Raw genomic sequence first — 22014 nt, 5'->3', positions numbered from 1 at the left:
CCTAATCTAGAATAATCTGACCAGTTTCAAATATAGGCCCATCTTCACAAACACGCAGGTTTTGAGCATCTTCTTGACCTTTGACATGAACGACGCAGGCATAACATGCTCCCATACCGCAAGCCATCCGTTCCTCTGTTGATAAATAAGCATGCGGGTGCTTTTCAAATTTCTTATCAACATATTTAAGCATTCCAGGTGCGCCGCAAGCATAGATGGCGTCAGCAAGAAAATCCAAATTATCAACGACCGTTGATACATAACCCTTTTGACCGTAAGAACCATCATCTGTTGTTACCACAACAGTCGCATATTGAGACATCTTTTCTTCCAAAATCACCACATCTTTGTTGGCAAAGCCCAAAACAGCATAGGCTTCCACGCCTTTTTTGCAAAGTTGCTTAGCCACTTCCAATAAAGGCGGAACACCAATACCACCGCCAATAATCAAAGCCTTTTGACCTTTATCAATGACAGAAAGGTCAAAGCCATTGCCTTGAGGACCTAAACAATCAAGCTTATCTCCTGCTTTAAGTTGAGAAAAGATAGCCGTTCCCCTACCTTCAATACGGTAAATAATGATAGCTTCTTGAGCTTCTTTGTTAATGTCAGCTATGGAAATTGGTCGGCGCAAGAGTTTACTAGCATCAGGAACACGAATATGTAAGAACTGACCGGCCTGCATTTGCGCAACCATATCACCCTTTAAAACCATTTCAAAAATACGAGGAGCAATTTCACGTTGACTAACTACCGTTAGACTTTCTTTTAAAATCATAACTGCCTTTCTATGAAAAAAACCTTACCAACTAACTGGCAAGGTTACACAAAAAAGTGGGCAGATTGTACCTCTGCCTGTTAATCTTGATTTCCCTTGACAGCCTCTCTGGACTAAATTAAAGGTTATTCATTTTTTACATTATAGCTTGAAATGAAAAAAATGTCAACTAAGAATCAGTTGACGTATATGTCTGCAATCATCACAAGGGAACGCTATTCATAATACTAATTTTGTGCTAAAATAAAGGCATGCGTATTCAACAGTTACATTATATTATCAAAATTGTCGAAACTGGCAGCATGAATGAGGCTGCCAAACAACTATTTATTACTCAGCCTTCACTTTCAAACGCGGTTCGTGATTTGGAACGCGAAATGGGTATTGAAATCTTTATCCGCAACCCTAAAGGGATCACCCTGACTAAGGATGGTGTTGAATTCCTATCCTATGCCCGCCAAGTTGTTGAGCAGACAGCTCTTTTAGAGGAACGCTATAAAAGCCAAGGTCATACGCGTGAACTTTTTAGTGTTTCAGCTCAGCACTACGCCTTTGTGGTTAATGCCTTTGTCAGTCTGCTTAAGGAAACGGATATGACGCGTTATGAACTTTTTTTACGTGAAACCAGAACCTACGAAATTATTGACGACGTGAAAAATTTCCGCTCTGAAATTGGGGTGCTTTTCCTAAATAGTTACAATCATGATGTTCTCACCAAAATGTTTGATGACAATCATTTGACTTATACCAGCCTTTTCAAAGCACATCCCCATATTTTTGTCAGTAAGGATAATCCTTTAGCCAAACATCAGTCCGTATCTCTCAGCGATTTAGAAGACTTTCCCTATCTCAGTTATGACCAGGGTATCCATAATTCCTTCTACTTTTCAGAGGAAATTATGTCACAGATTTCTCATAAAAAATCCATTGTTGTTTCCGACCGAGCGACTCTCTTCAATCTGATGATTGGACTTGACGGCTATACCATTGCAACTGGGATTTTAAATAGTAACCTTAACGGCGACAATATCGTTTCGATTCCGCTTGAAGTAGACGATGAAATTGACATCATTTACCTTAAGCATGAAAAAGCTAACCTTTCCAAAATGGGGGAAAAATTTATCGACTATCTTCTTGAAGAAGTTAAATTTGATAAATAGTATGCAAAAAGGCGACAGCTGCAACTGTTGCCTTTTTTATTATAAACAAAATTGATGAATATTTGCTAATTCTGATAGATACGCTTAATGAGTTCATTCACTTTGTCAAAATAAAACTTGTCATTATCATAATGAATTCCAGAAAATACAGCCAATTGAATGATTTTTTCCAAAAAGGTTTGGGAAGAAAAGCCTGTCGTGCGATGAAGCTCTTCTTCATCAAAAGGTTTGATAAGATGAGCCAGAGGATTTCGTACTGATTTTTCAAAATCTCTTAAAAGCAAAATGTTGTCTTTAATAGCCTGAGGCAAATCAGTTAACTGAATAAAATCCGCCAGACTTCTTGAAGTAATCTTGCTGTCTCTTCCCTTAGCAACAAAGTTTTGAACAAAGGGGTTGGCAGAGTCATGCATCTTGTCAAACTTCCAAGTATCGTATTGATCATTTTTAGCATCATAAATATAATCATTAATATCTGCTACTTGACTTTGAATCAGTCGCATCAATAAACGATACAAAATGGGACTGACACTTCTGACAAAATCAATAATATGATCATTGCGCAACTTGGCTTCTAAATCCATGATATAGTTAGCCAAAAGCTCTTCTTCATAAGCATTATCCAAGAGAGAAATGTGATAAGTCAGTTCCAATTCTTGCAGGTGCACTTGGTTCTGAAAGAGAAAATCAACATTAAGCTCGCGTCTTTCCTTTAACAATTCTAAGAGAAAGATAATATCATCTGAAAAAAACTGACTGGCTTTTACAATTTGGTAAGCCTGATAATAAGCATAGACATCCAAAAGGATAGTTAAGGTTTCTTGTTCAGTCATATTAAGCAATTAAAGTTTCTAAACCTACCTTCATCATGTCAGTAAAGGTTGTTTGGCGTTCCTCAGCTGTTGTATCTTCGTCAGCAACTAAACTGTCTGAAATGGTCATAATTCCCAAAGCTTGGACACCATGTTTAGCAGCCAAATAATAAAGAGCTGCCGCTTCCATTTCAACGGCTTTAACCCCAATTTGTCCAAGCTTAATATTGTTGTCAGCAAAATCTGAATAAAAAGCATCAATAGACAGAACACTTCCCACATGTGTTGTCAGCTCCATATCCTCAGCAATATGATAAGCCTTATCAAGCATTGAGAAATCAGCAATCTGCGGAAAATCGTATTGTGGCCATTCGTTTTTAATCATGCTGGAAGTTGTCCCTGCTGCCTGCGCCAAAACGAGATCACGCACATGGACATCCTTGTTAAGCGAACCTGCTGTTCCAACACGAATTAATTTTTTAACACCATAAGAACGAATGAGCTCATTCACATAAATTGAGATAGAAGGCATGCCCATGCCAGTTCCCATAACAGAAACGCGATGACCTTTATAAATTCCCGTAAATCCAAGCATGCCACGAACTTCGTTAAAACATACCGCATCTTCAAGAAAATTTTCTGCAATGAATTTAGCACGAAGAGGATCACCCGGAAGTAAAATTTTATCAGCAATTTGACCCACTTGGGCTCCAATATGAATAGACATAATTTATGATACAGAAGAGCAACCAGAAAGCGACTGAAAATTAGGAAACCGCAGGAAAAGCCTGATTTCCCATGAGGTTTATCTATTTTCCAAGCTTTCCGCTCGAGTTCAAATTAAAAAATCTGCTCTCTTTCCTTTCTTTTATTTTCAGAATAAAACTCAGAAACGGAGTCAATTCCTTTCATTTTAATTTCTTCATATTATTTTCTTTCTGTCAGTCGATCCAAAAATGAATACAAGGCTTGATTCATTGACGAGTAATCAAAGGTCTGCATTTCCTCAGCTGTCTGTACATAAGTTTCTGTTTGACTTTGAGTATCCAAATCATCTTCTTGCGCAATTAGGGCAGCGACCAATTCAGGTGTAAATTCCAAATGACATTGAAAAGCGTATTGCTTAGGACCAAATTTAATAATTTGTCTAGGACAGCCCTGACTGATGGCCAAAACTTGAGCCTTATCTGGCAAACCAGGCATATCTCCATGCCAATGACCAACAAGCAAGTCATCTGAAAAATCGCTTAAATAAGAATCCATTTTCCCAGCTTCTGTCAAAGAAATCAAGTAATTGCCAATTTCTTTTTTAGGACTATGCAAATAATCTGCACCATAAGCTACTCCCATCAATTGAGCACCCAGACAGACGCCAACAATGATTTTCTCAGCCTTAGCAGCCTTTTGAATTAATTTAACTTCTGCTTGGGCGTCGTAATAAGGAAATTCTTTTTTCGTACTGGAAGGACTTTGAGGTCCTCCCATAAGAATTAACATATCAAAGTCATCAATGTCTTTAGGAAGCTTTTCATAACGATAAACCTTAGTCATAGATACGTCGTGACCACGAAGAGCTGCCCAAGCTAAGTAGGCACCCGGTGCCTCAAATGTTTCGTGAAGGATAAAATGAATTCTCATACTGACTCCTTATAATTCTACTAAAATAGCTTTTACCAGTCCCTTAAAATCTTCTTTTATCTGCTGTGTCACTGCAACAACTTCTTCATGATTGAGTTCCGATTGAAAACCAGATGCATAGTTCGTAATGGCAGAAATACCCAAAACCTTAAGACCTGAATGTGCAGCTACGATAACTTCTGGTACTGTTGACATACCAACTGCATCAGCTCCAAGAGTCTTGAAAGCTCGGATTTCAGCAGGCGTTTCATAGGATGGACCAGAAACACCGATGTAAACACCCTCATCTAACTTGATCCCAATCTTATCTGCAACTTGGTGAGCAACCTCACGATAATCTGCTGTATAAGCATTGGACATATCAGGAAAACGAAATCCAAAATCATCAAGATTTTCCCCCATCAAAGGATTGGCTCCTGTCAGATTGATGTGATCTGAAATAGCCATTAAAGTTCCCGGACCAAAGCCAATTCCGCCAGCCGCATTAGTGACGATAAGTCCCTGACAGCCAAGTGCTTTCATAATACGAATTGGGAAGGTTACAAGCTCCATAGAATTTCCTTCATAATAATGAAAACGTCCCTGCAAGGCCAAAACTTTACGACCTGCTAATTCACCATAAATAAGTTTACCAGCATGACCCGAAACTGTCGAGCGTCCCCAGTTAGGGATGTCAGCATAGTCAAGGACAAGAGCATTTTCAATTTCTTCAGCTAATTCACCAAGACCAGAACCTAGAATGAGACCGAATTCTGGCTTTTGGACTCCTTTTGCTGTTAGAAAATCACGTGTTTCATAAATTTTTTTAAGTAATGACATAGTTTTTCCTTTATTTATATTTAATGAGTGAAATTTCTTTTTTCAAATAAAATGGATGCTTCGGTTCGCCACTCTTATTTTGCCCAAAACAATATATTTCTTCTAGTAAGTTGGTCACTTCTTTTGAGCGCTTTTGGTAAGAACCACGATTGCCCCAACAAGCGACAACCTTATCTGATAATTTAGCGTAATGTGAGATATAACTATCATTATTATCACCAATAGGGTTATCAACTATTCGTATATTGTTGGGATTAGTGCTACGATAAGCAAAAAGATTAACCATATATAGCCCACCATATCCCCATGATTTAGCAAAGTTGATACAACGCCTAATTGTCGGATCATCTGTTGTTTCATCGGCTGTAGAGGGATTTAGCCCAACAAACATAATATTAGGCAAAGTTTCATCCCATGTTCTAGTAAGAACGTAACGATACTTCCTATCTACTGACAAAATTGCTTCTGACTTCATTCTATTATCCATTTTTCAATAAACTTAAAATCCTCTCAGCTGTTTTGCTATTTCAAATGGTTACCTGTCGGTAAAAATCTTCTTTGATGAGCTGTTTATGGTAGCTTGTTTTCAGATACTCCGCCTCTGTGTATTTGCCCCAGTAAATACACAATTCTCCAAAATGAATCACTTCATCTCTCAGAGAAAAAGATTTGATACGCTCAATAACTCTTTTTTTATGCATTTTCTCTGTGAAAAAGAGGGCTCCCTTTCGAGCCAAGTCTTGAAGCCACCAGTCAGGCAGTTCTTGGTAATCTTTCTCGTACTCCTCTTGTGAAAAAGAGGGAAAAATACTAGACAAAGGGATAATGGTCTGCAAAGAATTGTTCAAACCGAGAACTGATGTTCGCACGAGGACAATCCGACTGAAAGAAGAGATTGCCACTATTGATATAGGTTTTGACATTGACAAATCCCATATCGGTTACCTGCTGGCGAAGATCGCTCATCACAAGCTTATTCTTGCCACCAACATTGACACCTCTTAAGAGGACGACATAATTTCCCATCTTATATTAATTTATCTAGGAAACTCTTACCAATCATAGCTGTATCTACACCAAAGTTATCAGCAATCGTTGCTGAAATATCAGCGTAATGACCAACAGGTAGGACTCCATTACCAGTAAATGATGGACTGTAAGCTAAAAGCGGAACATATTCGCGTGTATGATCCGTTCCCGCATAGGTTGGGTCATTACCATGGTCAGCTGTAATCAAAAGCAAGTCATCTACTTTCATCGCTACGATAATTTCTGGAAGGCGTTCATCAAACTCATGCAAACAATCACGATAACCATGTGCATTGCGACGGTGACCATAAAGGGCATCAAAATCAACCAAGTTGGTAAACGAGAAGCCTTTGGTGAACGCAGACAAGCCCATTGTCTTAATCAAAGTGTCCACACCGTGGCTGTTTGATTTGTTGTGTCCCATATCGTTGGTAATACCTGAACCATTGAAAATATCATTGATTTTACCGACAGCATAAGTTGAAACACCCGCATTCGCTAACTTATTCAACACTGTTGGTGCAAATGGCGATAGGGCATAATCATGACGATTAGCTGTCCGCGTGAAATTCCTAGGCTTGCCGACATAAGGACGAGCAATGATACGACCAAGCAAAGCTGGACGTTCTAGGGTAATGCTGCGTGCGTATTCACAAATACGGTAAAGTTCATCAAGTGGAATCACATCCTCATGTGCTGCAATTTGCAGAACAGGGTCAGCTGACGTATAGATAATCAATTCACCAGTCTCCATCTGACGGGGACCGAAGTCATCAATAACAGCTGTACCAGAGTATGGTTTATTAGCTTCACGAATGACCTTACGCCCTGAAAATTTTTCAATTTTGCTGATGATTTCTTCGGGAAAACCATTCCAGAAGGTATCAAAAGGTTCAGTAATGTTAAGTCCCATGATTTCCCAGTGTCCGGTCATCGTATCTTTACCTAAAGAGACTTCTTCTAATTTTGTAACATAACCAGTTGGATGGTTTTCCGCAGGAACTGTCTTAAGCGGCGTATCACGGGGGATATTTCCCAAACCAATTTTAGCCATATTAGGCACATTAAGTCCAACGGTTTTTGAAATGTGTCCTAGTGTGTCTGATGCACCATCTGGAACACCAGCATTAGAGAAATTGTTAGCATCGGGTGCTGCCCCAATTCCAACGGAGTCTAAAACAACAAGATGAATACGATTAAAAGTTGACATAGTTTTCCAATCTAAGACGACGGGACAAACACTCCGCCATCATCATTAATTAATTTATTTATTAGCTTCCAAAATACGAACACCATCTTTACCTGCAACAATCACACGATTAACCATACCATTGAAGAGGCCGTGTTCAACAACACCGACTTGATGATCTAACATATTGCCAAAAGCAATAGGATCAGGGATAGAGCCCAAATCCAAATCAATGATAAAGTTTTTCATGTCAGTCACAAAGCGAACACCATCATATTCGCGAAAAGAAGGTTTATAGCCTTTTTTCTCAAACTCTCGAAAAAGACGCTCAGCACCATATTGAACTACTTCAACGGGTAACCTAAAGGCTCCCAAAGTATCAACCATCTTGCTTTCATCAACCACCCAGATATAGTCTTTTGTCAATGTTCCTACTATCTTTTCCATCAGCAGAGCACCACCGCCGCCTTTAATACCATTGAAATTAGGATCAACCTCATCAGCTCCATCCACTGTCACATCAACAGAGTCAACCTCATCAATAGATTTGAGAGGAATACCTAAAGCTTGAGCTTGAGCAGTTGTCCGACTTGACGTCGTCACACCAATCACTTGCAAGCCCTCTTCTTGCACACGGCGACCGATTTCTTCAACAAAATAATAGGCTGTTGAACCTGTCCCAAGTCCCACAATCATACCATTTTCAACATATTGAGCTGCCCTAACACCAGCAATCTTTTTAAGTTCTTCCATGCGCTCTCCTTCATTCAGATATAATCACTTTATTATAACATGAATTGGATTTCTTGTTAAAGGAAATCTTCTTTGCCTACCTATTTCAAAATCTTGCGGCTTCCTTTTTTTTGCGCTAAAATAAAGCTATGATAACAAATGAATTTGATACTATTACTGCTATCGCTACACCTCTTGGCGAAGGGGCAATCGGCATCGTCCGTATTTCAGGATCGAAAGCACTAGCTATTATTAAAAAGATTTTTAAGGGAAAAAATTTGGATGATGTTCCCTCCCATACCATTAATTACGGACATATTGTTGAGAATGGGGCAATCATTGATGAAGTGATGGTCTCAGTCATGCGCGCTCCAAAAACGTTCACACGTGAAGATGTGATTGAAATCAATACGCATGGCGGTGTGGCTGTCACCAATGAAATCCTGCAGTTGGTTCTCCGCTCTGGTGCTCGTATGGCAGATCCCGGTGAATTTACCAAGCGTGCCTTTCTCAATGGACGTGTTGATTTAGCGCAAGCTGAAGCTGTAATGGATCTCATTCGCGCCAAAACAGACAAAGCCATGGCTGTTGCCGTTCAACAACTGGATGGCTCCCTTTCAAATCTTATCAATAACACACGTCAGGAAATTCTCAATACTCTGGCCCAAGTTGAGGTTAACATTGACTATCCTGAGTATGATGATGTGGAAGAAATGACGACAGCACTCATGCGAGAGAAGACTCAGGAATTCGAAACCCTCTTAACCAATCTTTTAAAGACAGCCCGCCGCGGGAAAATTTTGCGTGAAGGCTTATCTACTGCTATCATTGGACGTCCCAATGTTGGCAAATCCAGTCTGCTCAACAATCTTTTACGAGAAGAAAAAGCTATCGTTACTGACATTGAAGGGACAACTCGCGATGTCATTGAAGAGTATGTCAATATCAAGGGTGTTCCTCTCAAACTGATTGATACGGCTGGTATTCGTGAAACTGATGATCTGGTTGAAAAAATTGGGGTGGAACGGTCTAAAAAAGCTTTAGAAGAAGCTGATCTGGTCTTACTCGTTCTCAACAGTGCTGAGAAACTGACTGATCAAGATCGAACTCTTTTAGAAATCAGCCAAAACAGCAACCGTCTTATCCTTCTTAATAAGACAGACCTCCCAGAGCAAATTGAAACGGATCAGCTTCCAGAAGATTGCATCAAAATCTCTGTCATCAAAAACCAGAATATTGATGTCATTGAAGAGCGCATCAATAAGCTTTTCTTTGATAATGCCGCCATTGTCGAAAAAGATGCCACCTATCTATCCAATGCCCGCCATATTTCCTTAATTGAAAAAGCTCTTAAAAGTCTACAGGCCGTTAATGACGGTCTGGAACTCGGCATGCCTGTTGATCTCTTGCAAGTTGATATGACGCGAACTTGGGAAATTCTTGGTGAGATTACTGGTGATGCAGCGCCAGATGAACTCATTACACAACTCTTTAGCCAGTTTTGTTTGGGGAAATAATTGCCTTCTGCAAAAACATTAAATATAAAAAAGGTCGGAACACTTTTGCCCCATCCTTTTTTATCTTATTCATTACAGCTACAACTTTAACCACATTAAACATTTCGTTTGATAAGTGATACTTTTCGATCTCACTAGCTCTCTCTTAATTAGACAGCTCTAACAATTTTTGAATATTTCCTCCCAATACCATATCTCTAATAGTATCAGTAGGTGCCAAGTATTCAACCAATTCCTTACTCATAAAGGGTTCTCCATAAGGAGCGTCAGAACCAAATAAACATTTTTGAGGAATTTCAGTGATAGCCATCCTTACAGCCAAAGTAGAGAAGGTTCCAGATAAGTCAATAAAAGCATTTGGCGTTTCTTTGACAAAATCAATAACATTCATCCAATAATACCCTCCCATATGTCCAAAGATTACAGAAATATGAGGGTATTTTTTTGTTAAGTTCATCAAAATTTGGATGCCTTTTAAACTGACTGGATTAAAAGTATGTACCCAAACAGGTAAACTAGGAAATTTAGCTAACGCTTGGAAAATAGTTTCTAATTGTCCAACCTGTTCATCTGAACCGGGAGTAAACTCTCCTAAGCCTTTCAAACCATTTCTTACAATTTGTTCTTCGATCCAATCAATAGTATCATTTAAAGATAAACCAAGCGGAACAGAACCAAAGCCATAAAACTTTTGCGGATACTTTTGAATCGCTTGCACAACTTTTTGATTATTTTGTTTCATTCTGTCTAGTGAAACAACCTGCAGTCCATCTCCACTTAGAACTTTAAAAAGTATTGACATCTCTTCTTTTAGTTCTTTATAGGAACGAGCTCTTTCAGGATGCGGTGTCGTACAAAATAAAATAGCTTTATCAACTTTTGCTTTCTCCAGTTTTTCAACCTGCGCTGCTATTGGAAACATAACATGCTGGATATTATCAATAATCATAAACTTACCCTCATTTACTAATTATTACTAGTAATGGTTAAATGACTGATTTTCCCGTCTTCAACCTCGGCAATATCGGTACCAGTCAAGGCAATATATGCTCCATTTTTTCTTCTGCAAACAACTCCCCAGTTGGCCTGTTGAACAGTATCCGATAATTCTCGGATATCATATAAATGTCTTGTTTCAGCATTCCTACTAAAAAATTCTGTAAAAAATGAATCGATCTCTCTTCTTCCAGAATATCTATGCCCATCATTAGCCTCTATAATCGCATCATCTTTGAAGAGACAGCACAATTTCTGGAGACTTCTTTTATCAGTTACTGCCAAATCAGATAAATAAAAATAGTGTTCAAGTATTGTCATAAACAACCTCCTTTTTATTGTTCAATAATTATTGAACAATTTTATTATAATACTCTTTGTGTTAAAATGTCAATAAAAAGGAAGAAATAAATGAAATCACTATCACATCCATCTATTAATGATATTAATTTAGAGCAGATTCTCTCTGCACTTAGCGAACCAACAAGATTAGCGATATTCAAAGAACTGTATTCTGCTCAAGATGAAAAAAACTGTAGCTCATTTTCTAGTTTAGGACAAAAAAATAATCTCTCCCATCATTTTAAGACTTTAAGAGAATGCGGAATTATATATGTACGCATCGAAGGCCGAAAACGTTGTATTTCCTTACGAAATGAGGAATTAAACGAAAAATTTCCTAACTTATTAAAGGTTATCTACGATAATTCTTGACTGATACTTAACAAGCTGACTGAACATGCTTTTATCCATAAAAATACCTCTGCCTTCTAGTTTACTAGATCTCAGCAGAGGTATTTTTATATGTTCAGGTTTGTAGATACAGTGTCATGTCTGATTTTTATGATGATTGAATAATTTGCTGAATGATTTTCTTTAAATCCGGCACGACCTGCGCTTCAAACCAAGGATGCCTAGACATCCAAATTTGATTTCTGGGAGAGGGGTGAACGAGAGGGAAATAGTCAGGCAAGTATTTTTTGTAATGTGCAACTGTATCGGTCAATTTAACAGAAGACTTTTGATGTAAATAATATTTTTGTGCATAATTGCCGATTAAAATCGTCAACTGGATATCAGGCAGCAAATCCAAAATCGGCTGATGCCATTTCTGGGCAAAACCCTTTCGAGGCGGTAAGTCTCCTGATTTCCCTTTACCAGGATAATAGAAATCCATAGGGATAACAGCAAAATAGCCTGAATGATAAAAAGTATCATAGTCCACTCCCATCCACTCACGCAGACGATCTCCACTTTTATCATTCCAATACAGACGCGATTCTTGAGCCTTAATTCCCGGTGCTTGACCAACAATATTAATACGAGCCGTTTTAGGCGCTGCAAAAAGCGGTTCAATATTTTTTTCTGTAAAAACTTTATTTTGACTGTCTGCCATAATGGCTTTGGTAATTTCTTCAAGACTTGTCATAATAACCTCTTTCTCGTTATTAATTGGATAAGACCGTTACACAAATAATATTCGTTGAACTTTCTTGTCTCGCTATTTGATCAATTCATAAATGGCTTCTGCATAAATAGCAGCTGCTTTATACAGATCGTTCACTTCAACAAATTCATTAGCTTGATGCATGGTATCTGTCGAATGGGGGAACATAGCGCCAAAAGCAACTCCGCGCTTGAGCAAACGTCCAAAGGTACCACCACCGATAACCCATTCATGCCCTTTATCTCCTGTATGTTTTTCATAAACCGCTAGCAAGGTAGCTACTAACGGATCATCCATCGGCACATAATGGGGTTTTTGTTCATGCTCAGACAGAGTAACCTCTCTAACACCTGATAATTGTTCTAGGCTGGCCTTGATGGTCTGTGCATCTATCCCTTGAGGATAGCGGAAATTAAGCGCAATGCTATTGTCTTCAGATTGGGAATCAAAACTAAAGACACCAGGATTCATGGAAACAGAACCCATCTTCTCATCCTTATAGGCAACTCCCAGTTTTTCACCCGCATGATCATCTAATAAAACATTGGCAGCTAAATCCAAGTAAGCTTTAGCATCACCAGCAAAATCAAACTGTGACAAGAAGCGTGCCAAATAAGTAGCTCCATTGATACCTGCTTCTGGTGTTGAACCGTGAGCAGACTTGCCATGCAAGGTCAAGACAAAATTCCCTGCTTCTTCCTTAAGATCCGCTGTTAAAGCATGTTGTTCTGTAAAAGCGGTCAAAGATTCTTGCAATTCAGCTAAACGAATCGTTGCTGAAAAAACAGCTGTTGCTGATTCCGGTACCATGTTTTCACGCAGCCCACCTTTGAAAGATTTAAGGATAAAAGAACCATCATTGCTATTGCCAAAATGAAGGTATTCCGTAATATTCCCTTTTTCTCCATTGATAATTGGAAAATAAGCATCTGGTGAAAAACCAAAATCTGGCTCTGGCATGTCAACATGTTCAAAATAATAATCCATATCAGCCCAACCAGACTCTTCATCAGTACCAACAACAAAACGAACTTTCTTAGAGACTGGTAAACCTAATTCCTTAATAATTTTTAAACCATAATAACAGGCAATCGTTGGGCCTTTGTCATCACTAGCACCACGCGCATAGAGTTTGCCATTGATGATTTCTGGCAAATAAGGAGAGGTTTTCCAACCGCTACCCGCTGGCACCACATCCAGATGGGCAAAAATGCCTAAGACCTCATCTCCTTGACCGTATTCAAAATGACCGGCATAGTTATTAACATTTTTAGTCTCATAACCATCACGCTCTGCCATTTTCAAAAAATGTTCAAGAGCTTGAACAGGACCGGGCCCAAAAGGATGTTTTTTATCAGCCTTACTGTCATCACGCTCAGAATTAATCTGTAAAATCCGAAACAAATCGGCCAAAATATCTCCGCGGCGTTTATCTACCTCTTTTTGAAAATCTACAAACATCTTAGGTACAGCTCCTATCTTTCTTCAATAATTTCATCAACCGGCAAACGATAACTTGGTTCTATCTTCTCATCTGTATAACCAACTGTAATCAAGAGTTCTGGGCGAAAACGCTCATCAATATCTAAAATAGTATTGGTTTTCGTCTTATCAAAACCAAGAATAATATTAGACGAAATGCCTTGGTCAGTTAGAGCCAAGACTAGATTCATAGCTACTAAACCTGCATTTAAAGCCAAATATTCTCCTTTGGTTTGTTCATCAAAATCCGCAAACCGAGCTGGCAAAGTTTCCATGAAATAACCAATCATATCATCAGGCAGGTTTTTGCTGCCAATACGTGCAATTTTGCGCGCACGCTGAACTAAGTCGGTGTCGGTAAACAAAGCAATGACATACTGAGCGCCTTCAACCTGATCCTTATTTAAAGCAGGCAGGTCTTTAGCCAAGACTGCCTTTTTATCTTTAACAAGGACAAACTTCCAAGGCTGTATATTATGAGCACTAGGAGCTAATTGGGCAATCTCAATGGCTGTTCTAACATCTTTAAAATCAACTGTTTTATCATTAAAATGTTTAGTTGCATGGCGCTTTTTATTCAGTTCTAAAAATTTCATAAACGAACATCCTTCTAATTCTGTTATAGTTGTTCTTTTATTTTACCACTTTTTGAAACTGTTTACAGCTTTTTCAACATCTTCTTTTATGATTCCATAATAAGTTGCTGATGTATATTGCCTAAAATTAAAACAGTATCTAACATTTAACCTTTTTCTCTTTCCTCTCGCAAGCTCTCTTGAATGTTCTCTGCGACATTTTTTGGAATGCCGCAGTTGATAATATCATCTAGGCTGGCCTTTTGAATATTAGGAAGATTCTTAAAGTGTTTCATCAGCAATTGCTTGCGCTTAGGGCCGAGCCCTGCAATACCGTTCAACTTTGATGAGAAGGTGTTTTTACCGCGCAGCTGCCTATGAAATGTAATGGCAAAGCGATGCACTTCGTCTTGAATGCGCTGCAAGAGAAAGAACTCTTCTGAATTTCTAGGCAGAGGAATCACTTCCAGCGGATCACCAAAGAGCAGCTCATGGGTTTGGTGCTTATCATTTTTTTGCAAACCAGCGATAGGAATATCGAGTCCCAATTTATTTTCGATAACGTCACGCGCTACATTAACCTGACCTTGTCCCCCATCAATAATAATCAGGTCTGGTGGTGTCAGTCCATCTCGCATGACACGGCTATATCTGCGATAAATAACCTCACGCATGCTGGCATAGTCATCAGGTCCGATAACGGTTTTGATTTTAAATTTACGATAATCCTTCTTACTTGGCTTGCCGTCCACAAAAACAACCATAGCTGCAACAGGACTGGTTCCTTGAATGTTGGAATTATCAAAGGCTTCAATGCGCACTGGCTTAGGAATATTAAGTAAATCTCCAATATTTTCAATCGCACCATGCGTTTTTCGAATATCTTTTTCCAAGAGATCAAATTTCTGCTGCAGGCTAACACGAGCATTTTTCGTTGCCAGATTGACTAACTGCTTCTTCTCGCCGCGCTGCGGTTTGATAATCTTAGTATTGACCACCGCTTTAACCAAAGTTTCATCAATATTTCTAGGAATAAAAATCTCCTTTGGAATAAAGTGACGGTTATCCTGATAGAACTGTCCTACATAGGTCAGAAAATCTTCCTCAGACTCATTGTAATAAGGAAACATATTGACATCGCGCTGAATAAGCTTTCCCTGACGAATAAAGAAAACCTGCACACACATCCAGCCTTTATCAACATAATAACCAAAAATATCACGATCCTGCATATCCTGATTCATGACGCGCTGCTTAGTTCGCAACAGACCAATGCCCTCAATAAGATCTCGGTATTCAGCTGCACGTTCAAATTCCATGAGCTCAGAAGCTTTGGTCATTTTATCGCGCAGTTCATTGACAATCTTATCGTCCCTGCCATTGAGAAAGTTTTTCACATCTTCTTTAAGACTATCCCAATAGGTTTGGTCGGTCTGACAAATGGTATGCGCCTTGCATTGCCCGAGATGATAATAAAAACAGACCTTGTTGGCTGGGTTGGTGCATTTTTTAAAGGGAAAGAGACGATCTAAAAGTCGCTTAATTTCAGTAGCAGCTCCCGAATCAGGGTAGGGACCAAAATAAAGACCGCCATCCTTTTTCACCTGACGGGTAATCAATAAACGCGGATAAGGTTCATTGGTAATTTTAATAAAAGGATAAGACTTATCATCTTTGAGTCTGATATTGTACTTGGGCTTATTTTCCTGAATGAGATTAATCTCAAGAAGTAAAGCTTCTGTATTTGACCCAGTAACAATGTATTCAAAATCCTCAATTTCCGAAACCAACAATTCTGTCTTGGTATTATGGCTGCCGTGAAAATAGCTACGCACACGGTTTTTTAAGTTCTTGGCCTTACCGACATAGATAATGGTGCCGTTTTTATCCTTGTGAATATAACAGCCAGGACTATCTGGCAGCAATTCCAGCTTATGTTTAATCAGTTCGTTCATAATCTTTATTATAGCAAAAATGACCTAACTTTTCTGACTTTACTGCGATTAGTTTTACTTTTATTCCTTCTGCTTTTTTGGTAAAATAACGACGTATTTTTAAAGAAAGGAAAAAGAATGTCTCAGTTTTTATCAAAACGTGTCTCCAACTATGAACTCTTTTTCGATCTTGCTGTTGTTTTGGCTATTGGTCAGCTGACTTCTGCTATTCATCTCAACCACATTGGTCTTCAAGAAGTTTTAGCTTTTATTACGACTAATATTATTATCTTTAATATCTGGCATAATGAAGTGCTTTATTTTAATAAATACGGAGATTCTAGACTGCAGGATATTTACACGATTATTGCTCTCATGTTTATAGTGGGCAATATTTCGCTCAACTTCAGTCTCAATATTAAGGGCTACTATGCTGGAAATCCTCAGCTGATGCTCTTTAATTTCCTGCTGATGCTAGCCTATGCTTTTATTGCTCTGCAATATTTTTTAAAAGGGAAAAAATTAGGTTTTAGTCATAATATTAAGCTCAACATACTATCGCAGCTGAGTTACAGTCTGCCTTTGGCGGGTTTAGCCCTAGGTTTGCTACCTCTCAATATCTGGACGGCTCTTATTTATCTCCTGCCCAATCTTCTTCCTATCTTCAGCAGAAAATTTTACAATCATCAGCTGCTCAACTTCCCGCATATCGTTGAACGTCTGCATTTGGTAACTCTTTTAACCTTTGGAGAATCCGTTATTGCTATTATCAAAACCTATCCTTTAAAAGATCAGCCTTTAACTGGATTCATGATCTTTTTTGGAATGGCAACACTTTTTGTTTTTTATATGGGACAAACTTTTTTAAATATCAATCATCACCAAGAAACAACTGCTAGTATTCTCTTTTATGCTCACCTACCAATCTTTGCTGGTATTAATATTTTCACTGTAGGTATCGAATTTCTGGCTGAATCCCACCATGCTAATATTGGTTTTATACTGTTTCTTGCTGGTATTATTAGCTTTTATCTGGGTGTTCTAGCGACTTCCCGCTATAACAAAGACCTTTTTATCGCTTTGACCTAAAAGCTTGGCTGCAATATAGTTGCACTATCTTAACAGGTTTTATACTAATGATTTTACTGAAATCCCATCTCATTTTCTTAGCTTTGATTTTAGTCCTGCAAAATCGGCTTATGATGCGCATCAATATGGCTAATCGTCATAGAGCCCGTGAACGTCACAATGTTCCTCATCCAGATCCCAGCAAAAACTTCAGAGATTTTTCTTAGAATCAGTAAATCTATAAAAAACTGAGTCCATTATGAACAGTCTCAGCTTTTTCGTACTAATAAGGCAAGGAGTTGCTTGTAATCATTGACTTCATAAGTCGGTCTTATACCGGTCTCATTGGTTTTGATATAAGGGTTGTACCAAACAGTATCAATTCCTGCATTATTGCCGCCTTGAATATCAGCTAAGAGACTATCGCCAATCATCAGTGCTCTGCTATAATCAAAATAAGCAATATCATCAGCAATATAATCGTAAAAAGCCTTGTCAGGTTTTTGAAAACCAATCCTATCTGAGATAAAGACTTGTTCAAAATAAGATGCAATGTTGGAATTAGCCATACGCCCTGTCTGAATATTGGCGATACCATTGGTTGCTCCAAAAATACGATAACCCTCATCAGTTAGTTTTTCTAACAAAGTCTCAGCACCAGTCAAAGTCTGCCCTTGCTGGCTTAGAAAATTCTGATAACGATTCGCAAGGGTACGACCATCCACTTTCTGACCAAAATGGGCAAAAAGCTTAGCAAAACGTGTGTTGACCAATTCTTTTTTGCTGATTTTATTCAAGGTCAAATCCTGCCAAAGTTGCTGATTCATGGGAATATAAAAATCCTTATAAGTCTGAACGTCAGGTACTTGGGCCTCTTCCAATAATTGTGTTAAAGCCACATCTTCTGCTGCTTCAAAATCTAAAAGCGTGTGATCAAGGTCAAAAAGCAAAAATTTATAGTTCACAATAGTCTCTCCTCAGTAATTCACTATGCTTATTATAGCATAATAAAAAGCAGGATTTCTACGAATAAAAGCAGGACTTGTAACCACAACCTAATGATATTAGTCTTTAAATTTATTAAAATCATAAGAAAGAAGTTTGGCATAATTTTCCTATATATTCCAAGAAATAAAAACTATGGATCGAAAAAGTTTGTCAATGTTTTCTACATCATCCTAATCATTAAAAACGCAATCTGTGTCACTGATTAATAAGACATAAAAACTTTGAAAGCGCTGAAGGAGGAGATTTTCAAAAAACTTTAGTTCTCGGTCAATCAGTTGCTCCGCTAAATCATATTTATCTAAATAATGGGCATAAAAGGTCCCTTTACTAATTATGCACTCCTTAATCAAACGAGTCGTCGTTAATTTCTCAAAAGGAACCTCGGTTAACAGCTTCAAGAAAGTTTCTTCAATACAGCAGCGAGTTTTAATCACTCGAGAGTCCGTTTTCTTTTTTGATTTATCCATTCTTTAACCTTATATCTTAAAAAGCGCACCCTTTTAGATGCGCTCTTTGTTTTAAATAACTTATTATTTTTTCAAGTTGTAGAATGATTTAAGACCACGGTATTCAGCGACTTCACCAAGTTGATCTTCGATACGAAGCAATTGGTTGTATTTAGCAATACGATCTGTACGTGACAATGAACCAGTCTTGATTTGTCCAGCGTTGGTTGCAACTGAAATATCAGCGATTGTTGAATCTTCAGTTTCACCTGAACGGTGTGATACAACGGCAGTATAACCAGCTTCTTTAGCCATTTCGATAGCTTCAAATGTTTCAGTCAAAGTACCGATTTGGTTAACTTTGATAAGGATTGAGTTTGCAGCACCTTCTTTGATACCACGAGCAAGGTAGTCCGTATTTGTAACGAAGAAGTCGTCACCAACCAATTGTACACGGTCACCAAGGCGAGCAGTCAATGCTTTCCAGCCATCCCAGTCATTTTCGTCCATAGCATCTTCAATTGTGATAATTGGGTATTTGTTAACCAATTCTTCAATATAATCAATTTGTTCTGCAGCTGAACGCTTAGCACCTTTTTCACCTTCGAATTTAGTGTAGTCATAAACACCATTATCATAGAATTCTGATGACGCACAGTCAAATCCAAGGAAGACTTCTTCACCTGGTTTGTAACCAGCTGTTTCAATAGCTTTGATAATTGTTTCTACAGCGTCTTCAGTTCCATCAAACTTAGGAGCGAATCCACCTTCGTCACCAACAGCTGTTTCAAGTCCGCGTTCCTTAAGAATTTTCTTAAGTGCATGGAAGATTTCAGCACCCCAACGAAGAGCTTCTTTGAATGTAGGTGCACCAGCAGGTACAATCATAAATTCTTGGAAAGCGATTGGAGCATCTGAGTGAGAACCACCGTTGATGATGTTCATCATTGGAGTTGGCAGAACTTTAGTGTTAAATCCACCAAGGTAGCTGTAAAGTGGAATTTCAAGGAAATCAGCAGCAGCACGAGCTACAGCAATAGAAACACCAAGAATAGCATTAGCACCAAGTTTACCTTTGTTTGGAGTACCGTCAAGTGCGATCATTGCTTTATCAATAGCTTGTTGATCACGAACATCATATCCGATAAGTGCTTCAGCAATAATATTGTTTACATTATCAACAGCTTTTTGAGTACCAAGACCACCATAACGTGATTTATCTCCATCGCGAAGTTCAACTGCTTCGTGTTCACCAGTAGAAGCTCCTGAAGGAACCATACCACGTCCGAATGCACCTGATTCAGTGTAAACTTCTACTTCAAGTGTTGGGTTACCGCGTGAGTCAAGGACTTCGCGAGCGTAAACATCAGTAATAATTGACATTTGTTCTCTCCTTATGAGTTTTAATTTTTACATGTTAATCATACCACAAAGTTGGAACTTAGGCAAACCAAAAAAGATTTGAGAGTGGGAAACAGTCGCTATTTCTTAAGAACGGGGGTTCTTCTCTCTCATTTCTAGGCGTTCAATACAGAACGCTCTTACAAACAAACCGTTTCACTCCCAGTCTTTCGCATAAATCGATCAAAAAGTGATCCGAACAGAGCTCACGGAATGAAATAATCTCTAATGTGCTAACTTACCATGCTTAAATGTATATTGAAACGAAACTTCGTCCTAACTTTCTTACAACAAAAAGAAAAATCAAAGCAAGGTTTGAAACAATCTTGTATGAGCTCACAACCCTTGTTTTTGATTTTTTATTTCTGTTTAATTTAATTAGACAGTCCTTGATTTCTTTTGCGTCTGTGTTTGTGGTATCCAGTAAGCATTTTCAAAGTTTACTATATAAGGAGAAGACTTGGGAATAGTATAATAAAGCTTAACCTCAATTGTCTTTCCTGCTTCAATAATATCAGGAATTTTTTGCTTACCTGTATAATTACTTGGCTCAGCAATATCATAGTTTCTATCATAGATAAAGAAATCATCCGGACTAAATTGGATCATTTTATCAGTCGTATTCTTAACACTAACAGTAAGGACGATCTTCTTATCCTTTTTAGAAACACCTTTCATCTTGACTTTAGAATCTTCTTTGACTCCTGTTACCGTGACTTCTTCTCCTGTACTCATTTTAGCACTCTCTCCAAAAATATATCTGGTCACCTTGTCAGTAGACTCATAGTCATCACCATAATAATTATCTCTAATTTTTTCTCGAATTTTAAGATTTTTTATGGCCTTTTTCTTATTAGTAATGGTCCGATCTTGCATGCTATTTGTCGCTGTCCACTTATTAAAATCCTGTCTTGATGTCGCATACAAAGCCGTCATAACAATCGTAGCAATGAAAAAGATACTGGCTGTCACTATAAAAATAATGCCAAGGACTTTCCAAACATTGGTTTTATTTTCCATTTTTTACTCCTAAATATTTCCTGACTTCTTTTTCTGCTTAATCATCATAGCTACTAGAGGAATCATAGTCATCATAACTGTAACTATTTTTATAATCTTCGACTTCTTTTTCCTTATATTTTCTAATTCTCTTGCGATAATGAACAATTTTGTCTTCTTTATCTTCTGATCTTTCAACTAACTGATGAACATCGTGATTGGACAAAACATATAAAGTCGTCAGCGTTGCTGTGGAGATAAAGAAAATAGCAGTTAAAACGATAAAGATAATTCCTAGAACCTGCCAAACATTGGTTTTATTTTCCATCTTCTACTCCCCAAACATTTAGTTATTGCTTGGTATTATAACACTAAAGCACCTAAAAAAGCAAATAACATTTAGCATTTCAAGCTTTCTTTTTTAAAATAGTGTATAATTTTTTTAAAAGCTAATAAACGTAGAAAGTGAAGAAAAGATGACTGATTTAGATAAGAAGATTTTAGAAAGTGCCCATGGTGAGCATCGTTTAAATCCCGATGAGCAAAGAAAATATTTCGGTACTTTTGCTGAACGCCTCGTTTTAAGCATTCTCTTAGCGGATGCAGAAAATCAAGCTATCCTTGCAAATTTTGATCAGGTTCTACAGGATCTTAAGGCAAAATATGATTCTCTTTCTCTTAAAATTTCACCAAAATTATCCCTGACCAATCAGATGCTATACATGAAAAAAACACAAGAAGCTGGTCTGATAGCTACTATTGTTTCCGAAGATAAGAGCGATTCACCTTTTGGACTCCTAGTACATACTGACAAAGCTGAAAACATTGATAATCCAGATATTAAGGCTCTTTATCCCCAACTCTTCACAAACGGCAAAGAAACTGGACAGCCACATAAAAAAACCTTTTGGCAAAAATGGTTCCAATAATTAAAAACAAGCAAGTCTCAGCTCATTTGCCTTAGTTTTAAAAACTAAGCAGAAG

25 protein-coding genes and 1 pseudogene are annotated in these 22014 nt (G+C 38.0%); 5 read left to right on the top strand and 21 right to left on the bottom strand.

Translation table 11 applies throughout. The features are described 5' to 3' along the window. Window position 1: 1 nt before the first annotated feature. On the bottom strand, window positions 2-778 hold the full coding sequence (locus FNL60_RS04710) for a dihydroorotate dehydrogenase electron transfer subunit (protein ID WP_002279979.1): 777 nt from the start codon (window positions 776-778) through the stop codon (window positions 2-4). Between the two features lie 251 nt (window positions 779-1029). On the opposite strand from FNL60_RS04710, the gene FNL60_RS04705 reads away from it, so the two are divergent. Further along, window positions 1030-1938, top strand: coding sequence for a LysR family transcriptional regulator (locus FNL60_RS04705; RefSeq protein ID WP_002263217.1), 909 nt, complete (start codon window positions 1030-1032; stop codon window positions 1936-1938). 65 nt (window positions 1939-2003) lie between these two features. Here the strand turns inward: FNL60_RS04705 and FNL60_RS04700 are convergent, their stop codons facing one another. The 9 genes from FNL60_RS04700 to rpiA form a co-directional block, all read right to left on the bottom strand. Beyond that, window positions 2004-2771, bottom strand: coding sequence for a hypothetical protein (locus FNL60_RS04700; RefSeq protein WP_018110206.1), 768 nt, complete (start codon window positions 2769-2771; stop codon window positions 2004-2006). Window position 2772: 1 nt separating this feature from the next. Continuing rightward, window positions 2773-3477, bottom strand: a complete 705-nt coding sequence (gene deoD / locus FNL60_RS04695; RefSeq protein ID WP_002263215.1) for a purine-nucleoside phosphorylase — start codon at window positions 3475-3477, stop codon at window positions 2773-2775. Between the two features lie 200 nt (window positions 3478-3677). Further along, window positions 3678-4388, bottom strand: coding sequence for a type 1 glutamine amidotransferase (locus FNL60_RS04690; protein ID WP_002269127.1), 711 nt, complete (start codon window positions 4386-4388; stop codon window positions 3678-3680). A gap of 9 nt (window positions 4389-4397) precedes the next feature. Further along, window positions 4398-5207: a purine-nucleoside phosphorylase gene (locus FNL60_RS04685; RefSeq protein WP_002264100.1), complete on the bottom strand. Its 810-nt coding sequence runs from the start codon at window positions 5205-5207 to the stop codon at window positions 4398-4400. A 10-nt stretch (window positions 5208-5217) separates the two neighbouring features. Beyond that, a complete protein-coding gene (locus tag FNL60_RS04680) occupies window positions 5218-5682 on the bottom strand; it encodes a DUF1643 domain-containing protein (RefSeq protein ID WP_002264099.1) in 465 nt (154 codons plus the stop codon). A gap of 52 nt (window positions 5683-5734) precedes the next feature. Further along, window positions 5735-6025: a hypothetical protein gene (locus tag FNL60_RS04675; RefSeq protein ID WP_023470761.1), complete on the bottom strand. Its 291-nt coding sequence runs from the start codon at window positions 6023-6025 to the stop codon at window positions 5735-5737. Next, window positions 6018-6233: a DUF1697 domain-containing protein gene (locus FNL60_RS04670; protein WP_002263211.1), complete on the bottom strand. Its 216-nt coding sequence runs from the start codon at window positions 6231-6233 to the stop codon at window positions 6018-6020. Before FNL60_RS04670 ends, FNL60_RS04675 begins: the two co-directional genes overlap by 8 nt. A gap of 1 nt (window position 6234) precedes the next feature. Then, a complete protein-coding gene (locus FNL60_RS04665) occupies window positions 6235-7446 on the bottom strand; it encodes a phosphopentomutase (protein WP_002279978.1) in 1212 nt (403 codons plus the stop codon). 54 nt (window positions 7447-7500) lie between these two features. Then, the gene (gene rpiA / locus FNL60_RS04660; protein WP_002267456.1) at window positions 7501-8178 is read right to left on the bottom strand and encodes a ribose-5-phosphate isomerase RpiA; all 678 of its coding nucleotides are present in this window, start codon (window positions 8176-8178) and stop codon (window positions 7501-7503) included. A 128-nt stretch (window positions 8179-8306) separates the two neighbouring features. Between rpiA and mnmE the strand changes: the two genes are divergently transcribed. Next, entirely contained in the window at window positions 8307-9674 is a 1368-nt protein-coding gene (mnmE, locus tag FNL60_RS04655; RefSeq protein ID WP_002264096.1) for a tRNA uridine-5-carboxymethylaminomethyl(34) synthesis GTPase MnmE, read from the top strand. Window positions 9675-9819: 145 nt separating this feature from the next. Here the strand turns inward: mnmE and FNL60_RS04650 are convergent, their stop codons facing one another. Both FNL60_RS04650 and FNL60_RS04645 read right to left on the bottom strand, forming a co-directional pair. Then, on the bottom strand, window positions 9820-10623 hold the full coding sequence (locus FNL60_RS04650; protein ID WP_002264095.1) for an amidohydrolase family protein: 804 nt from the start codon (window positions 10621-10623) through the stop codon (window positions 9820-9822). Window positions 10624-10640: 17 nt separating this feature from the next. Then, on the bottom strand, window positions 10641-10991 hold the full coding sequence (locus tag FNL60_RS04645) for a nuclear transport factor 2 family protein (protein ID WP_002263206.1): 351 nt from the start codon (window positions 10989-10991) through the stop codon (window positions 10641-10643). 90 nt (window positions 10992-11081) lie between these two features. Between FNL60_RS04645 and FNL60_RS04640 the strand changes: the two genes are divergently transcribed. Continuing rightward, window positions 11082-11384 (top strand): ArsR/SmtB family transcription factor, encoded by a 303-nt coding sequence (locus tag FNL60_RS04640; RefSeq protein ID WP_002263205.1) that lies wholly within the window; start codon window positions 11082-11084, stop codon window positions 11382-11384. Window positions 11385-11511: 127 nt separating this feature from the next. On the opposite strand, the gene FNL60_RS04635 is transcribed toward FNL60_RS04640, so the two are convergent. From FNL60_RS04635 to uvrC, 4 genes are all read right to left on the bottom strand, one after another. Then, window positions 11512-12099, bottom strand: a complete 588-nt coding sequence (locus FNL60_RS04635; protein WP_002263204.1) for a uracil-DNA glycosylase family protein — start codon at window positions 12097-12099, stop codon at window positions 11512-11514. Between the two features lie 72 nt (window positions 12100-12171). Beyond that, window positions 12172-13578, bottom strand: a complete 1407-nt coding sequence (gene pepV / locus FNL60_RS04630) for a dipeptidase PepV (protein ID WP_002279977.1) — start codon at window positions 13576-13578, stop codon at window positions 12172-12174. A gap of 14 nt (window positions 13579-13592) precedes the next feature. Further along, window positions 13593-14195 (bottom strand): nitroreductase family protein, encoded by a 603-nt coding sequence (locus FNL60_RS04625; protein WP_002268287.1) that lies wholly within the window; start codon window positions 14193-14195, stop codon window positions 13593-13595. 146 nt (window positions 14196-14341) lie between these two features. Then, window positions 14342-16129: an excinuclease ABC subunit UvrC gene (uvrC, locus tag FNL60_RS04620; protein ID WP_002263201.1), complete on the bottom strand. Its 1788-nt coding sequence runs from the start codon at window positions 16127-16129 to the stop codon at window positions 14342-14344. A gap of 117 nt (window positions 16130-16246) precedes the next feature. Here uvrC and FNL60_RS04615 point away from each other — a divergent pair. Further along, a pseudogene (locus tag FNL60_RS04615) lies at window positions 16247-17403 on the top strand (low temperature requirement protein A). Window positions 17404-17445: 42 nt separating this feature from the next. On the opposite strand, the gene pynA reads toward FNL60_RS04615, so the two are convergent. The 5 genes from pynA to FNL60_RS04590 all read right to left on the bottom strand — a co-directional run bounded on the left by pynA (window position 17446) and on the right by FNL60_RS04590 (window position 21358). Then, window positions 17446-18141, bottom strand: a complete 696-nt coding sequence (gene pynA, locus FNL60_RS04610; protein ID WP_002263871.1) for a pyrimidine 5'-nucleotidase PynA — start codon at window positions 18139-18141, stop codon at window positions 17446-17448. 213 nt (window positions 18142-18354) lie between these two features. After that, complete coding sequence (locus tag FNL60_RS04605) at window positions 18355-18651, bottom strand: TetR/AcrR family transcriptional regulator (RefSeq protein WP_002263197.1); 297 nt, start codon at window positions 18649-18651, stop codon at window positions 18355-18357. Window positions 18652-18714: 63 nt separating this feature from the next. After that, the gene (gene eno / locus FNL60_RS04600; protein WP_002263196.1) at window positions 18715-20013 is read right to left on the bottom strand and encodes a surface-displayed alpha-enolase; all 1299 of its coding nucleotides are present in this window, start codon (window positions 20011-20013) and stop codon (window positions 18715-18717) included. 396 nt (window positions 20014-20409) lie between these two features. Then, entirely contained in the window at window positions 20410-21051 is a 642-nt protein-coding gene (locus FNL60_RS04595; RefSeq protein WP_002265582.1) for a DUF4352 domain-containing protein, read from the bottom strand. A gap of 37 nt (window positions 21052-21088) precedes the next feature. Further along, window positions 21089-21358, bottom strand: coding sequence for a hypothetical protein (locus FNL60_RS04590; protein ID WP_002269350.1), 270 nt, complete (start codon window positions 21356-21358; stop codon window positions 21089-21091). Between the two features lie 148 nt (window positions 21359-21506). On the opposite strand from FNL60_RS04590, the gene FNL60_RS04585 reads away from it, so the two are divergent. Next, window positions 21507-21959, top strand: a complete 453-nt coding sequence (locus FNL60_RS04585; protein ID WP_002267447.1) for a YueI family protein — start codon at window positions 21507-21509, stop codon at window positions 21957-21959. Window positions 21960-22014 lie beyond the last annotated feature (55 nt).

Origin of the sequence: Streptococcus mutans (assembly GCF_006739205.1) — a bacterium.
Taxonomy (GTDB): domain Bacteria; phylum Bacillota; class Bacilli; order Lactobacillales; family Streptococcaceae; genus Streptococcus; species Streptococcus mutans.
Note: the sequence above shows the minus strand (reverse complement) of the source record. Positions and strands in the feature narration are given on the sequence as shown.

Bases quoted from the DNA above. Each gene is read 5' to 3' on its own strand.
- rpiA (WP_002267456.1), bottom strand. From the start codon at position 8,178: ATGGAAGAACTTAAAAAGATTGCTGGTGTTAGGGCAGCTCAATATGTT.
- FNL60_RS04685 (WP_002264100.1), bottom strand. From the start codon at position 5,207: ATGTCATTACTTAAAAAAATTTATGAAACACGTGATTTTCTAACAGCA.
- mnmE (WP_002264096.1), top strand. From the start codon at position 8,307: ATGATAACAAATGAATTTGATACTATTACTGCTATCGCTACACCTCTT.
- FNL60_RS04585 (WP_002267447.1), top strand. From the start codon at position 21,507: ATGACTGATTTAGATAAGAAGATTTTAGAAAGTGCCCATGGTGAGCAT.
- FNL60_RS04640 (WP_002263205.1), top strand. From the start codon at position 11,082: ATGAAATCACTATCACATCCATCTATTAATGATATTAATTTAGAGCAG.
- FNL60_RS04595 (WP_002265582.1), bottom strand. From the start codon at position 21,051: ATGGAAAATAAAACCAATGTTTGGAAAGTCCTTGGCATTATTTTTATA.
- FNL60_RS04605 (WP_002263197.1), bottom strand. From the start codon at position 18,651: ATGGATAAATCAAAAAAGAAAACGGACTCTCGAGTGATTAAAACTCGC.
- FNL60_RS04690 (WP_002269127.1), bottom strand. From the start codon at position 4,388: ATGAGAATTCATTTTATCCTTCACGAAACATTTGAGGCACCGGGTGCC.
- pepV (WP_002279977.1), bottom strand. From the start codon at position 13,578: ATGTTTGTAGATTTTCAAAAAGAGGTAGATAAACGCCGCGGAGATATT.
- FNL60_RS04665 (WP_002279978.1), bottom strand. From the start codon at position 7,446: ATGTCAACTTTTAATCGTATTCATCTTGTTGTTTTAGACTCCGTTGGA.
- uvrC (WP_002263201.1), bottom strand. From the start codon at position 16,129: ATGAACGAACTGATTAAACATAAGCTGGAATTGCTGCCAGATAGTCCT.
- FNL60_RS04625 (WP_002268287.1), bottom strand. From the start codon at position 14,195: ATGAAATTTTTAGAACTGAATAAAAAGCGCCATGCAACTAAACATTTT.
- FNL60_RS04670 (WP_002263211.1), bottom strand. From the start codon at position 6,233: ATGGGAAATTATGTCGTCCTCTTAAGAGGTGTCAATGTTGGTGGCAAG.
- FNL60_RS04650 (WP_002264095.1), bottom strand. From the start codon at position 10,623: ATGATTATTGATAATATCCAGCATGTTATGTTTCCAATAGCAGCGCAG.
- FNL60_RS04635 (WP_002263204.1), bottom strand. From the start codon at position 12,099: ATGACAAGTCTTGAAGAAATTACCAAAGCCATTATGGCAGACAGTCAA.
- FNL60_RS04700 (WP_018110206.1), bottom strand. From the start codon at position 2,771: ATGACTGAACAAGAAACCTTAACTATCCTTTTGGATGTCTATGCTTAT.
- FNL60_RS04590 (WP_002269350.1), bottom strand. From the start codon at position 21,358: ATGGAAAATAAAACCAATGTTTGGCAGGTTCTAGGAATTATCTTTATC.
- FNL60_RS04710 (WP_002279979.1), bottom strand. From the start codon at position 778: ATGATTTTAAAAGAAAGTCTAACGGTAGTTAGTCAACGTGAAATTGCT.
- FNL60_RS04705 (WP_002263217.1), top strand. From the start codon at position 1,030: ATGCGTATTCAACAGTTACATTATATTATCAAAATTGTCGAAACTGGC.
- FNL60_RS04645 (WP_002263206.1), bottom strand. From the start codon at position 10,991: ATGACAATACTTGAACACTATTTTTATTTATCTGATTTGGCAGTAACT.
- FNL60_RS04680 (WP_002264099.1), bottom strand. From the start codon at position 5,682: ATGAAGTCAGAAGCAATTTTGTCAGTAGATAGGAAGTATCGTTACGTT.
- deoD (WP_002263215.1), bottom strand. From the start codon at position 3,477: ATGTCTATTCATATTGGAGCCCAAGTGGGTCAAATTGCTGATAAAATT.
- eno (WP_002263196.1), bottom strand. From the start codon at position 20,013: ATGTCAATTATTACTGATGTTTACGCTCGCGAAGTCCTTGACTCACGC.